This window comes from Rhodophyticola porphyridii (assembly GCF_003688285.1).
GTDB classification, from domain to species: domain Bacteria; phylum Pseudomonadota; class Alphaproteobacteria; order Rhodobacterales; family Rhodobacteraceae; genus Rhodophyticola; species Rhodophyticola porphyridii.
On sequence record NZ_RCNT01000007.1, the window covers coordinates 198,142 to 211,483 of the forward strand.

The 13,342-nt window shown below is 63.5% G+C and carries 11 protein-coding genes; 3 read left to right on the forward strand and 8 right to left on the reverse strand.

The window, feature by feature from the left end; all coding sequences use genetic code 11:
• Positions 1 to 2: 2 nt before the first annotated feature.
• Both D9R08_RS14475 and D9R08_RS14480 read left to right on the forward strand, forming a co-directional pair.
• On the forward strand, positions 3 to 1,013 hold the full coding sequence (locus tag D9R08_RS14475) for a branched-chain amino acid ABC transporter permease (RefSeq protein WP_121898774.1): 1,011 nt from the start codon (positions 3 to 5) through the stop codon (positions 1,011 to 1,013).
• A 5-nt stretch (positions 1,014 to 1,018) separates the two neighbouring features.
• Positions 1,019 to 2,317: a branched-chain amino acid ABC transporter permease gene (locus tag D9R08_RS14480; protein WP_121898863.1), complete on the forward strand. Its 1,299-nt coding sequence runs from the start codon at positions 1,019 to 1,021 to the stop codon at positions 2,315 to 2,317.
• A 137-nt stretch (positions 2,318 to 2,454) separates the two neighbouring features.
• On the opposite strand, the gene D9R08_RS14485 is transcribed toward D9R08_RS14480, so the two are convergent.
• The 4 genes from D9R08_RS14485 to D9R08_RS14500 all read right to left on the reverse strand — a co-directional run bounded on the left by D9R08_RS14485 (position 2,455) and on the right by D9R08_RS14500 (position 7,515).
• Positions 2,455 to 3,231, reverse strand: a complete 777-nt coding sequence (locus D9R08_RS14485; RefSeq protein WP_121898775.1) for an enoyl-CoA hydratase-related protein — start codon at positions 3,229 to 3,231, stop codon at positions 2,455 to 2,457.
• Positions 3,232 to 3,304: 73 nt separating this feature from the next.
• Positions 3,305 to 3,763: a cytochrome c-type biogenesis protein gene (locus tag D9R08_RS14490; protein ID WP_121898776.1), complete on the reverse strand. Its 459-nt coding sequence runs from the start codon at positions 3,761 to 3,763 to the stop codon at positions 3,305 to 3,307.
• Entirely contained in the window at positions 3,760 to 5,739 is a 1,980-nt protein-coding gene (locus D9R08_RS14495) for a heme lyase CcmF/NrfE family subunit (RefSeq protein ID WP_121898777.1), read from the reverse strand. The genes D9R08_RS14490 and D9R08_RS14495 overlap by 4 nt, the downstream gene beginning before the upstream one ends.
• 204 nt (positions 5,740 to 5,943) lie before the next feature.
• Positions 5,944 to 7,515 (reverse strand): helicase HerA-like domain-containing protein, encoded by a 1,572-nt coding sequence (locus D9R08_RS14500; protein WP_121898778.1) that lies wholly within the window; start codon positions 7,513 to 7,515, stop codon positions 5,944 to 5,946.
• 447 nt (positions 7,516 to 7,962) lie between these two features.
• Between D9R08_RS14500 and D9R08_RS14505 the strand changes: the two genes are divergently transcribed.
• Entirely contained in the window at positions 7,963 to 8,634 is a 672-nt protein-coding gene (locus D9R08_RS14505; RefSeq protein ID WP_121898779.1) for an invasion associated locus B family protein, read from the forward strand.
• Between the two features lie 94 nt (positions 8,635 to 8,728).
• On the opposite strand, the gene D9R08_RS14510 is transcribed toward D9R08_RS14505, so the two are convergent.
• The 4 genes from D9R08_RS14510 to D9R08_RS14525 are packed head-to-tail and all read right to left on the reverse strand — an operon-like array spanning position 8,729 to position 12,904.
• The gene (locus D9R08_RS14510) at positions 8,729 to 9,940 is read right to left on the reverse strand and encodes a beta-ketoacyl-[acyl-carrier-protein] synthase family protein (RefSeq protein WP_121898780.1); all 1,212 of its coding nucleotides are present in this window, start codon (positions 9,938 to 9,940) and stop codon (positions 8,729 to 8,731) included.
• Positions 9,937 to 10,200, reverse strand: a complete 264-nt coding sequence (locus D9R08_RS14515; RefSeq protein WP_121898781.1) for an acyl carrier protein — start codon at positions 10,198 to 10,200, stop codon at positions 9,937 to 9,939. Before D9R08_RS14515 ends, D9R08_RS14510 begins: the two co-directional genes overlap by 4 nt.
• Positions 10,201 to 10,234: 34 nt before the next feature.
• On the reverse strand, positions 10,235 to 11,335 hold the full coding sequence (locus D9R08_RS14520) for a UDP-3-O-(3-hydroxymyristoyl)glucosamine N-acyltransferase (RefSeq protein ID WP_121898782.1): 1,101 nt from the start codon (positions 11,333 to 11,335) through the stop codon (positions 10,235 to 10,237).
• Positions 11,336 to 11,371: 36 nt separating this feature from the next.
• Positions 11,372 to 12,904, reverse strand: coding sequence for a L,D-transpeptidase family protein (locus D9R08_RS14525; RefSeq protein WP_233557484.1), 1,533 nt, complete (start codon positions 12,902 to 12,904; stop codon positions 11,372 to 11,374).
• Between the last annotated feature and the right edge of the window lie 438 nt (positions 12,905 to 13,342).

Sequence of the window (13,342 nt, forward strand, 5' to 3'; positions counted from 1 at the left end):
ACATGGATTTCCTGAACGCGCTGGTTACCCTGCTTAACTTCGTCATCATCCCGGCCACGGCCTACGGGGCGCAGCTTGCGCTCGGCGCGTTGGGTGTGACGCTGATCTACGGCATCCTGCGGTTTTCCAACTTCGCCCATGGCGACACCATGGCCTTTGGCGCGATGGTCACCATTCTGGTCACCTGGTTTCTGCAGGGGGCGGGCGTGTCTCTCGGGCCGTTGCCCACGGCGCTTCTGGCGCTTCCGGTGGGCATCGCCGCGACCGGGCTTCTGCTGATCGGGACGGACCGGGCGGTCTATCGCTTCTACAGGGCGCAAAAGGCGAAACCGGTGATCTATGTGATCGCCTCTCTGGGTGTCATGTTCATCATGAACGGGATCGTGCGCTTCATCATCGGCGTCGACGATCAGCGCTTTGCCGACGGGGAGCGGTTCATCATCTCCGCCCGCACCTTCCGCGAGATGACTGGGCTGGAAGAGGGGCTCGCGTTCCGCACAAGTCAGGGCATCACCATTGTTGTCGCGATCATCGCGGTGGCACTGCTGTTCTGGTTCCTGAACCGTACCCGCACCGGCAAGTCCATGCGCGCCTTTTCAGACAACGAGGATCTGGCCTTGCTGTCGGGCATCAACCCGGAACGGGTGGTGCTGTATACCTGGCTGATTGTTGCCGCACTGGCGACGACGGCGGGTGTGCTTTACGGGCTCGACAAGAGCTTCAAGCCCTTCACTTATTTCCAGCTTCTGCTGCCGATATTCGCCTCGGCCATTGTCGGCGGGCTCGGCAATCCGCTTGGCGCGATTCTGGGCGGGTTCGTAATCGCGTTTTCCGAGATCACGGTCACCTATGCCTTCCGCCGCGTGGTGAGCTATCTGGCCCCGGAAAGCTGGCAGCCGGACGGTCTGTTGCAGCTTCTGTCCACCGATTACAAATTCGCGGTCAGCTTCGCGATCCTGCTGATCGTGCTCCTGTTCCGACCGACCGGCATCATGAAGGGCAAATCGATATGAAAACGATGCAGCCGAAACATGTGCTTTTGTTCGTTCTGGTGGGCGCGCTCTTCATCGGGACGGGGTTCGTTCAATCGTGGAATACCGCGCTGACGATTTTCAACATGGGGCTGGTATCGGCTATCATGGCGCTCGGCGTGAACATGCAATGGGGCTATGCGGGCCTGTTCAATGTCGGCGTCATGGGGTTTGTGGCGCTTGGCGGCCTCGCCGCGGTTCTCGTTTCCATGCCTCCGGTGGAAGGCGCATGGGCGGCCGGCGGGGTACAGGTACTTCTCGGTCTCGTATTGGGGGCGGCAACCATCGTCGGCGCGATCCTCGTCTGGGGCCGGATGCGACCCGGACGCATGCGCGGGATTGTCATCCTGATCATTCTGGTCGCGGGCTTCTTCATTTTCCGCGCAGTGTTCGATGCAGGCGTGGCCCGGGTTGAAAGCGTCGATCCGGCGCTGACTGGGTATCTGGGCGGCCTGGGCCTGCCGGTCGTCCTGTCCTGGCCGGTGGGCGGGCTTCTTGCGGCCGGGGCCGCGTGGATCATCGGGAAAACCGCCCTCGGCCTCAGGTCCGACTATCTGGCCATCGCCACACTCGGCATCGCCGAAATTGTCATCGCCGTTCTGAAAAACGAAGACTGGCTGGCGCGTGGGGTGAAGAACGTGACCGGCCTGCCGCGGCCTGTTCCGTTCGAGGTCGATCTCCAGGCCAATGAACGCTTCGTCGAACTCGCCCAAGGCATCGGCGCAGATCCGGTCAGCGCCTCGACGATTGCGGTAAAGCTGGCTTATGCCGGGTTATTCATTGTGGTTCTGCTCGCCCTGATCTGGCTGAGCGAGAAGGCCCTGAACTCCCCATGGGGCCGGATGATGCGGGCGATCCGCGACAACGAGATTTCCGCCTCGGCCATGGGCAAGAACGTCAAGGCGCGACATTTGCAGATCTTCATTCTTGGCTCGGCCGTCTGTGGACTGGCCGGGGCTATGATGACAACGCTGGACGGCCAGCTTGTGCCCGGCACCTACCAGCCGCTTCGCTTCACCTTCCTGATCTGGGTGATGGTGATCGTCGGCGGTTCCGGCAACAACTGGGGCGCGGTTCTGGGCGGTTTCCTTGTCTGGTGGCTGTGGATTCAGGTTGAACCGATCGGCCTGATGCTGATGCAAGGCATTACTGCGGGTATGGCGGAAGACAGCGCCCTGCGTGACCACCTGCTCGATTCGGCGGCCCACATGCGGCTGCTGACCATGGGGCTTATCCTGCTGCTGGTCCTGCGCTTCAGCCCGCGCGGATTGATCCCGGAACGCTGAGCGATACGCACGGGCGGCACACCCGTCCACGGTGGCCCCTGGCGGGGCCATATGCGGAGCGTTCCCTGGCAAAGATGATGGTGTGATGACATGGGTCGGGCCATTCCGGCCCGTACCCGGCGGGGCCCGGCTGGCGCTCAGCGCCCTTCGAAGCGGGCGGGCCGTTTTTCGAGAAAGGCCATGACCCCCTCCTTGAAGTCACGGGTGCGGCCACAATCGCCCTGAAGCTTTCCTTCAAGCTTCAGTTGCTCGGCCATCGTATTGCCAAAGCTCGCCTGCATCGCCTCCTTCACCTTTGCATAGGCAACGGTGGGGCCTTTTGCCAGATGCGCGGCCCGGCCGCGCCAGTGCCCGGCGAATTCCGCGTCCGGCACCGCCTCCCAGATCATGCCCCAATCCGCAGCTTGCTCGGCGGTGATCTTGTCGGCAAACAGGGCCGCGCCCATGGCGCGGGCCATCCCGATCTGGCGCGGCAGCACATAGGTGCCGCCCGCATCCGGGATCAGACCGATCCGGCTGAACGCCTGAATGAAGCTGGCGCTATGGCAGGCAATGACCACATCCGCGGCGAGTGCCAGATTGGCCCCCGCGCCCGCGGCCGTGCCGTTCACGGCGGACATCGTGGGAACAGGGCAATCGACGATCGCCATCAGCATCGGGATGTATTCGTCGCGCAGCGTCCGTTCGAGATTGATGTCGCCCACATTGGTTCGGTCGCCCAGATCCTGCCCGGAACAGAATGCCCGGCCCTCACCCGTCAGCACGACCACCCGCGCCTCGCGCCCCGCATTTCCGACCGCATGGGTGATTTCGGCCCGCATCTGGGTGTTGAGCGCGTTCATCACATCGGGACGGCGCAGGGTGACCGTCGCGATATCATCGGCAATGTCGAGGGTGATGGTTTCGTAAATCATGGAGGTCTCCGCTGTCCCTGTTCCGGGGCGGACCATATCAAACCGATCAGTTCAGGAAAGCGGAAACGCGGCGTCAGTCCTTCATTATCTCCGCCAGACGCATGGCCTCCGCATCGCTGAGCGCGTCCTCATCCGGCGCGGTGGCGTGATGGCGGCGGCGCACATAGCTTGCGGCGAGACCCAGACCGACCAGCAGGATCGCGGGACCCGCAAGCCAGAGGATCAGTGTGGAGCCGCGGGCGGGCGGATTGAGCAGCACATATTCGCCATAGCGATCCACCACGAACTCGATCACCTCTTCATCGGTGTCGCCTTCGACCAGTCTTTCACGCACCAGAAGACGCAGATCGCGGGCCAGTTCGGCATTGCTTTCGTCGATGCTTTCATTGCGGCAAACAAGACAGCGCAGCCCGGTCGAGATATCACGGGCGCGTTCTTCGAGAACCGGATCGTCAAGGATCTCGTCTGGCTTCACCGCCAGAGCGGCACCCGGCAGGATCAGGGCGAGGGACAGGACCAGAGCACGGATCATTCTGCCGGCACCCCGCCCGACGGAACCCGCGCCTTGGCCGCACCGGCCGCCACGCGATAGCGGCGGTCCGACAGCGACAGGAACCCGCCAAGCGCCATGATGATGGCACCGCCCCAGATCCAGTTTGCGAAGGGTTTGATGTAGGTGCGGACCGCCCATCCGCCGTTATCCTGCGGGTCGCCGATGACGACGTAGACGTCGCGGGTGAAGCCGTTGTTGATACCGGCTTCGGTGGTCGGCATGCCGGCGACCGGGTAGATCCGGCGCTCCGGATAAAGCAAGTCAAGAAGCCGGCCATGGTCGGTGACGGAAATCGTGGCCATGGTCGAGAAGTAATTCGGCCCCTCGACCCGGCGCACCTCCACCAGCTCGACTTCATAGGCGCCCACCTGATAGGGCTGCCCCTCCTGCGCGACGCGAATGTCCTCGATCTGGTAGGTGGTCAGCGCCGCAATCCCGAACAATGTGATGCCAAAGCCGGCATGCGCGACGGCCTTGCCCCAATCGGCGCGCGGCAGACGGGTCAGGCGGCCGAGCCGGTTGCCGATCTCGCCGCGCCCGGTACGCGACCACAGATCTACCGCAGCCCCGGCGACAAGCCAGACGGACAGGCCAATCGCGAGCGGCCCGATGGCCGATGATCCGGTGAACATCGCATAGCTCAGAAGCGTCGCCGCGATGGCCAGAACGGCGGCGCCGACAAGCGGTTTCATCGCGCGACCGATCCGACCCCGCTTCCAGGGCAGCATCGCGCCGATCGGCAGGGCCACGGCCAGACCGATAACAAAGGGTGTGAAGGCCGCGTTGAAGAAGGGCGGGCCGACCGAAAGCGTTCGGCCGAAGAACATGTCGGCGATCAGCGGCCAGATTGTCCCGATGAAGACCACGAAGCAGGAGACCGCAAGCAGCAGGTTGTTCACCACCAGCGCGCTTTCGCGGGAGACGGTAGAGAAAACGCCCTTGGCCTCCATGATGCCCGCGCGGAACGCGAAGAGAAGCAGCGCGCCGCCCATGAAGATCGTCAGGATCGCCAGAATATAGACCCCCCGCTCAGGATCGTTCGCGAAGGCGTGCACCGAGGTCAGGACGCCAGAGCGGACGATGAACGTGCCGATCAGCGAGAAGCCGAAGGCCAGAATCGCCAGCAGGATTGTCCAGCTTTTCAGGGCCTCGCGTTTTTCGACGACGATGGCGGAATGCAGAAGCGCCGCGGAGATCAGCCAGGGCATGAAGCTGGCGTTTTCCACCGGATCCCAGAACCAGAAACCACCCCAGCCAAGCTCGTAATAGGCCCACCAGGAGCCAAGTCCGATGCCGATGGTCAGGAAGACCCATGCCGCCAGCGTCCACGGACGGACCCACCGGCCCCAGGCCGCATCGACGCGGCCCTCGATCAGCGCGGCAACGGCGAAGGAGAATGCCATGGAGAGGCCGACATAGCCGAGATAGAGGAACGGCGGATGGAAGGCCAGACCGGGATCCTGCAAGAGCGGGTTCAGATCCTGGCCGTTGAATGGCGGAATCTCCATCCGCAGGAACGGGTTCGAGGTGAAGAGAATGAAGGCGAAGAACGCGACCGCCACGGAGGATTGCACCGCCAGCACACGGGCGCGCAATGTCGGCGGCAGATTGCCCCCGAACCACGCGGCCATCGCACCGAACAGGGTCAGGATCAGCACCCACAGAAGCAGCGAACCTTCGTGGTTTCCCCAGACCCCGGTGATCTTGTAGATCATCGGTTTCAGTGTGTGGGAGTTGTTGACCACCAGACTGAGCGAGAAATCCGATGTGACGAAGGCATAGGTCAGCGCCCCGAAACTAACGGCTGTCAGCGCGAACTGAGCGGTTGCCGCGGGGGAGGCCACGGCCATCCAGCCCGCCTGCCCGCGCGCGGCGCCGATCATCGGCACGATCATCTGAAAGATCGCGACCATGAAGGCCAGGATCAGGGCGAAATGTCCGAGTTCTACAATCATGTCTCTACCTTAGGCCTCCGCACGCCGTTGCGCCAATAGATAGTATGTTGAGATCACATAGGATTGTGCATTGATGTCGCGGGGGGTGAGCTGCGCCACATGCCACACTCTCCATCACCGCGGTTTGCCTGGCCTGATTGCGCCGGCACGCCAAAGGCCGGGGCGAACGGTCGCAGGCGGCGGCGACGACGACGCCCGCCCGACCTACCGGCCGCGGAACAGCCCGCCCAGCACCCCGCGCACCAGCGCCTGACCTGATCGCGTGCCAAGCTGGCGGGCAAAGCTCTTGGCGAAGGTGGTCGCAATGCTGTCGCTTCGGCTGGACCGCCCCCGCGCACCCGAGCCGGATTTGCCGGTGGATGTGGACCGGCTGACGCGAGTGCCGGAATAGCGGCGTCCGGCCTGAAACTCCCGCTCCGCGATGCTCTCGGTCTCCCGCTCCAGAGCTTCGGCCTTTTCGGCCTCCGCCGCCGCCTCTTCCGCGCGCCGGGTCAGCATCTCGAAGGCGCTGTCGCGGTCGACGGCCGCCTCGTATTTTCCGGCCACCGGCGATGCCTCGACAAGAGCCGCCCGCGCGGGCCCCGCAATCGGGCCAAGCTGGGACGAGGGCGGACGGATCAGCGTCCGCTGTACCACGCCGGGCACGCCCTTGCGTTCCAGCATCGAGGTCACGGCCTCACCCACACCCACCTCGCGGATCGCATCCTCGGTGTCGAAATCCGGGTTCTCCCGGTAATTCTCCGCCGCCTGCCGCAACTCCCGCTGATCCTTCGCCGTGAAGGCACGAAGCGCATGCTGAACCCGGTTGCCGAGCTGGCCCAGAATATCCTCGGGCACATCGGCCGGGTTCTGGGTGACGAAATAGACGCCGACGCCCTTGGACCGGATCAGCCGGGCCACCTGCTCCACCTTATCGACCAATGCCTTGGGCGCGTCCTCGAACAGCAGATGCGCCTCGTCAAAGAAGAACACCAGCTTGGGTTTGTCCGGATCGCCCACTTCGGGCAATGTCTCGAACAGCTCCGACAACAGCCACAGCAAGAAGGTCGCATAAAGCCGGGGCGCGCCCATCAGCCTGTCGGCGGCCAGAATGTTGATCCTGCCGAACCCCTGATCATCGTGCAGCATCATGTCGGACAGCTCCAGCGCCGGCTCCCCGAATAGCTGGCTGCCGCCCTGCCCTTCCAGCACCAGAAGACGCCGCTGAATCGCGCCGATCGACGCGGTAGAGACATTGCCGTAGCGCAGGCTGAGCGTCTCGCGGTTCTCGCCGACCCAGACCAGAAGCGCCTGAAGGTCTCTGAGATCCAGCAGCGGCAGCGACTGCTCGTCGGCCACGCGGAAGGCGATGTTCAAGATTCCTTCCTGCGCCTCGGACAGCTCCAGCAACCGGGACAGGAGCAGAGGCCCCATTTCGGAGATCGTGGTGCGCACAGGATGGCCCGCCTCCCCGAACAGGTCCCAGAAGGTCACCGGAAAGGCGCGATAGGCATAATCGACAAAGCCGATTGCTTCGGCACGCGACATGAAGGCGTCATGCAGCTTGAAATCGGCCGTGCCGCTGGCGCCAAGCCCGGACAGGTCGCCCTTCACATCGGACAGGAATACCGGCACGCCCCGGGCCGAGAAGCTTTCCGCCAGAATTTGCAGGGTGACCGTCTTGCCCGTGCCCGTGGCACCCGCGATCAGCCCGTGGCGGTTTGCATATTTCAAAAGCAGGGTCTGCGGCTCCGCATACGCGCTGCCCCCGCCGCCGATAAAGATACCATCACTCATGCGTCTGAACCGTCCCAAAGAATTCCAGTCGCAATACCATACATTCTTAACCAATCGGTGCCAGTGTGATCCGCGACGTTGCCCTCACTCCCTTGGGTGGCGTCAACTTCCTCCCTGTCGACTGGCCGCGTCCCCCTTGCTTGGGACGCGGCTTTTTTCATGCCCGGCGCCTGTGGAAAAAGTGAACGCTTCCCTGTTGACCTGTGGGCTGCGCTGTCATAGCGTCTGCGCCACAACGTCGGCCAGTCCGACAGGGAGAGAAAAAACGCTGGAAAGGGCTCGTGTCTTCGGGCCCTTTTCGATTTTTCTGCCCCGCCATCCCATCCCGGTCTGCCCGCATCTTGCGCCGTTCCCCGCCAGCGGCGCATTTTGCCCCTGACAGCGCCCGTTTCCCATGCTAGCCAGCGTCGCGATAGAGCAGAGCAGACTGCAAAAGGATACGTGATCATGAAACGCGCATTGCCCGTCATTCCCGCCATTCTGGCCCTTCTTCTGGCCGGCCCGGCCCTGGCTCAGGATACGACGCCCGAAGCGGCCGAGCCCGAGGCTCCCGAAACGGCGGCGCAGGATCCGACGGTCGACCCCGAAACGGGCCTTTCGCTCGGAACGCCCGTGCAGGACCCCAACGGGATTGGCACCACATATGTCGCCGAAACCCATGGCGATTGGGAAATTCGCTGTATCCGCGTTGAAGAGGGCGAGTTCGAACCCTGCCAGATGTATCAGCTGCTGTCCGACCAGGAAGGCAGTCCGGTGGCGGAGTTCAACCTTTTCGACGTCCCCGATCAAGGTGAGGTCGTGGCGGGCATCACCATCGTGACGCCGCTCGACACGCTGCTGATCCCGCAGCTGCGTCTCAGTGTCGATGGCGGTCAGGCGCGACAGTATCCGTTCAGCTTCTGCCAGCCCGTTGGCTGCTTTGTCCGGATCGGGCTCGGAGAGGCGGACATCAACGCCTTTCGCGCGGGCGCCAATGCCACGATCAGCATCGTGCCCCTGCCGGCCCCCGATCAGGTTGTCGACCTGACCGCGTCGCTGACCGGGTTCACCGCGGGCTATAATGCCCTGACCGAGCGGACAGCGGCCTTCGTCGCCACTCAGGAAGGTGCGTCGGAATAGACATCCGCGCGCGACCCGCATTCCGGTTCACAGGCAAACGCCCTGCCCGCTTCGGTCAGGGCGTTTTTCGTTTCAGCGATGTTTTGGTCGGCACTCAGGCCACCGCGCGCAGAGCCAGCACCGCATTCAGCCCGCCAAACGCAAACGCATTCGACAGAACCGCGCCAACCTTGGCGTCCCGCGCCACATTCGGCACCACGTCCAGCGCGCATTCCGGATCCGGCTCCTCATAGCCGATCGTCGGGGCGATAACGCCCTCGCGCAGAGCCATGATGCAGGCCAGAAGTTCCACCGCGCCGGTACCGCCGATCAAATGGCCGTGCATGGATTTGGTTGAGGAGATCATCAGATCGTTGGCGTGATGCCCGAAGGCATCGGCGACGGCGGCGCATTCCGTCTTGTCATTCGCGGCCGTGCCGGTTCCATGGGCATTGATATAGCCGATGTCCTCGGGGTTCAGCCCGGCATCGCGCATTGCGCCCGAAATCGCGCGCGCCGCCCCCTGTTTCGACGGCATGACGATATCGGCGGCATCCGACGTCATGGCGAAACCGACCATCTCGGCCAGGATCTCCGCGCCGCGGGCCCGGGCATGCTCGTATTCCTCGAACACGAATACCGCCGCGCCTTCGCCCTGCACCATCCCGTTGCGGGTGGCGGAAAACGGGCGGCAGGCGTCCTTGGACATCACGCGCAACCCTTCCCAGGCCTTGACGCCGCCGAAGGTCAGCATCGCCTCGGATCCGCCGGTCACCATCGCATCGCAAAGCCCGGTGCGGATCATCTGAAATGCCTGCCCCATCGCATGGTTCGACGACGCGCAGGCGGTGGCGACCGAAAAGGACGGGCCTTTGAGATTGTACTCCATGCTCACATGGCTGGCGGCCGCATTGTTCATCAGCTTGGGCACAACGAACGGGTGGACGCGGTTCTTGCCCTCTTCGTACACGCTGCGGTAATTCTCGTCCCAGGTGTTCACACCGCCACCTGCCGTGCCGAACACGACGCCCGACCGCGCCGCCAGTTGCCCCGCGAAACTCAGCCCCGACTGCGCGAGCGCCTCCTTCGTGGCGATCAAGGTGAACTGGGTGAACCGGTCGTAAAGCGCGATCTGCTGTCGGTTGAACAGCGCCTCGGGCTCGTAGCCCTTCACCTGACCGCCGATCTTGACCGACAGGCGGTCCACATCGCGCAATTCCAGTTCGGCGATACCGCAGCGTCCGTCGCGCATCGCATCCAGCGTCGTCGCCACATCCTGCCCCAGGGCATTGATGGTGCCTTGCCCGGTGATTACGACCCGTCTCATTTCTGATCGGCCACCAGTCCTTCGACGGCTTTCACGATTGCGGCCACGCTTGAGATGTCAAACGCGCTCTGCTCGGGTTCATTGGCGTTGAACGGTACCTGAATATCGAAGGCCTCTTCTATCGCAAAGATGGATTCCACCAGTCCAAGGCTATCGATCCCCAGATCTTCCAGCGAGTTGTCCATGGCGACATCGCCCGGCTCCAGCACCGCCTGTTCCGCTATGATCGCAATCACCCTGTCCTGAACACTGTCGGCCATCTGGTCTGCCCTCGGATCGTTTCTCACCGCTCACTTAGTCATTCTGGCCGCGGTTGAAAACGGCTTTCTGCAATGCCTCGACGGTCTTCATGACGCGGGGCAGACGGCGCATCGCTTTGTAGATCTCCACCTGCGTATCCATTTTCACGGCGGGAGAGCCCATAAGCATTCGCCCCGACGGCACATTGGAGAAGATCTTGGTGGCCCCCGCCGCAACCACATCATCGCCGATGACGATATTGTCCGACAGTCCGCATTGCCCGCCCAGAACCACCCGGTCGCCGATCACCGTCGATCCGGCGCTGCCCACCTGCCCACAAATCAGACAATCCCGCCCGATGCGCACGTTGTGGCCGATATGGACAAGGTTATCGAGCTTGGTGCCGTCGCCGATTTCCGTGTTGGCGATCGTGCCGCGGTCGATGGCGGTATTGGCGCCGATCTCCACATCGTCGCCCAGAACGACCGAGCCGAGGGAGTGGATGCGCGTCCAGCTTTGCGACACAGCGGGCGCGGGCGCGGAGCCCTTGCCAAGCGTCTCGCGCGCCATCTCGACCGTCGATTTCTCCGGCGTGACAAAGGAAAAGCCGTCCCCACCGATCACCGCGCCCGGCTGGATGAACACCCGGTCCCCGATCCGCACCCGCGTACCGATGCGGACGCCGGCATGGATCACCGCGTCATCGCCGATTGCCGCCTCGGCCCCTATGCTCGCATGTGCGCCGATCCGGGCATTTGCGCCGATCTCCGCGCCGCGCCCGATCACCACGAAGGGCCCGATGGCTGCGCCCGCGCCGATCCGGGCGCGGGCGTCGATCACCGCCGTGGCGTGGACACCCGCCGCGATCCCGGTCCCCGGATCCATCGCCGCGGTCAGCCCGGCCAGCGCATAGCGCGGCCGTGGCGCGATGATGGCCGCCTTGAGCCCGAGCGCTTGCCAGTCACTGCCTGCGCCCAGAACGGCAGCCCGCGCCGCGCCCTTGGAGAGATCGGCCAGAAATTTCTCGGACATGGCCAATGCCAGCTGATCCGGGCCCGCCGTGGCGGGCTCCGCCAGTCCGGTAACCTCAAGATCGACGGCGCCCAGGGCTTCCGCCCCGAGCGCCGCTGCAATCTGTTCAATCGTGTGGACCATGGCCCGCCGCCTCGCCTAATGCATGCGGCGAGAGGTTTAGCTTGTGACGGCGCGCACCGCCACCCCTGCGTCCAGCATCGCCTGCCAGAGCAACGTGTTCCGGCCATAGACATCGTCGCGGTAGTTCACCCGGCCCTCCGGCGTGATCCAGGCCGTCCAGTACACCAGATGCACCGGGATCGGCGTCTCCAGATTGACCTGCGTTTCCCGGCCCGAGCGCCGATAGGTCTGGTACAGCGCCTCGGGGTCCTCCTCCTGCGGGGCAAGCAGATGATAGGCCAGTTCCTGCGGCCGGTGGACCCGCACACAGCCATGGGAATAGGCCCGCACCTGACGCTCGAACAGGTTCCGCGAAGGCGTGTCGTGGAGGTAGATGTTCCAGCGGTTCGGGAACATGAACTTCACCTCGCCGAGCGCATTCTGGCTGCCCGGGGGCTGGCGCAGATCGAAGGGGAAATTCCGTGCCGTGTACTGGCTGAAATCGATCCCCTGGCGGCTGACGACCCGGCCACCGCGCAGCAATTGCAGATGGCCGGCCGCGGCGGGGTTGCTGCGCATCTGAGGCAGGTATTCGCCCACCGCGATCGAGCGCGGCACATTCCAGCTCGGATTGATGACCATATGCTCCATCACATCCGAAAACTCGGGGGTGCGCCGGTCGCTGTCGCGATGGCCGACGACGACGCGGGTTTCGAACGTGACCTGCTCGCCATCGATCACATAGGCGTGGAAGTCGGCGATGTTGACCAGAATATGCCGGTCCCCCCTCTCCCGGTTCATCCAGCGCTGGCGTTCCATCGCAAGAATGATCTGCCCGAGACGCGTTTCGACGCCCACATTGATCTCGGCCATGGTGTCGGCGCCGGCCTCTCCGTCCGCGGTCAGCCCGTGATCGTTCTGAAAGCGCTGCACGGCGGCCTGAAGTGTGGCGTCATAGGTCGCGCTGGCCGAACGCTCCAGATAGCCCATGGCGATCAGACGGTTCCGCAGCGCGATTACCGGCTCTCCGCTATCGCCGGGTGCCAATGCCCCGGCCTGAACCGTCGAGCCCCATCCGCCCGCACCCAGCACGCGCTCCAGCCGGAGCTTTTCGCGCATCAGGCGAACGTATTCCGGATGGCTGGGCGGCAATGCCCGCATGAACTCGTGCGGGTTGGAGGATGCAAAGCTGCGGATCTGTTCCAGCGGATCGCGCCGCGGCAGGTCCTTCACGATGTCGGAGACAACATCGTCTGGCTCCAGCAGACCGGATTGCACATCGCGGGCATATTGCAGAAACATCCGGGAGGCGAGCACTTCGGCCTGGCCGCGCGCATAGGGATTGTCCGCATCGCGGAACGTGGCGCGGAGCAGATCGGCATCGTAACGCGAGACAGGCAGCCCGTGATCCTCGGCACGGTCGAGCGCGGTCAACAACGCATTGCGGCGGGAGGCCGCCTCGGTCGTTGTCCAGATCGGCTCGAAATTCCGTTCGCGATAGAACGTGGCCAGCGCGTCGTTCGACGATGCGGCCTCGGCAATCGCCTGTCTGAGCGCAGTGACCTGTTGCGCGTCTGCGCTGTGTGTCACCAGCAGACCGTTAAAAAACACCAGCCCCACGACCAATAGAGGAGCAGCTGACCTGAAAATCCGTAGCCTCATCTTCTCAATACCTGTTTGCAAACAGTTCACACCCTTGTGACCACCCTGCTGTCAAAGCCTCGGCGCTGTCCATTCACAATATCGCAAGGCCTGTGGGCTAAACCGGAATTCACCACGATCTGTTCCCGGTCTGCAACGGCCGGTACTGGTCCTCGCGATGCCGCGTTGTCGACACCGATTCTGCGAAAGCTGGGCGGAATTCTGCCGAAATGACACGGCATGTCGGTAAATCGGAAAGGCGGCACTTTAAGAATTCTCTCGTTTGTGTCATCAACAGCACATCTGAGGGGATAGATACGCAGAATAGCTGCAAAAAGCGGCATAAGACGTGTGACGGAACGAGCAGAGACGAGATGGGGCACAGAT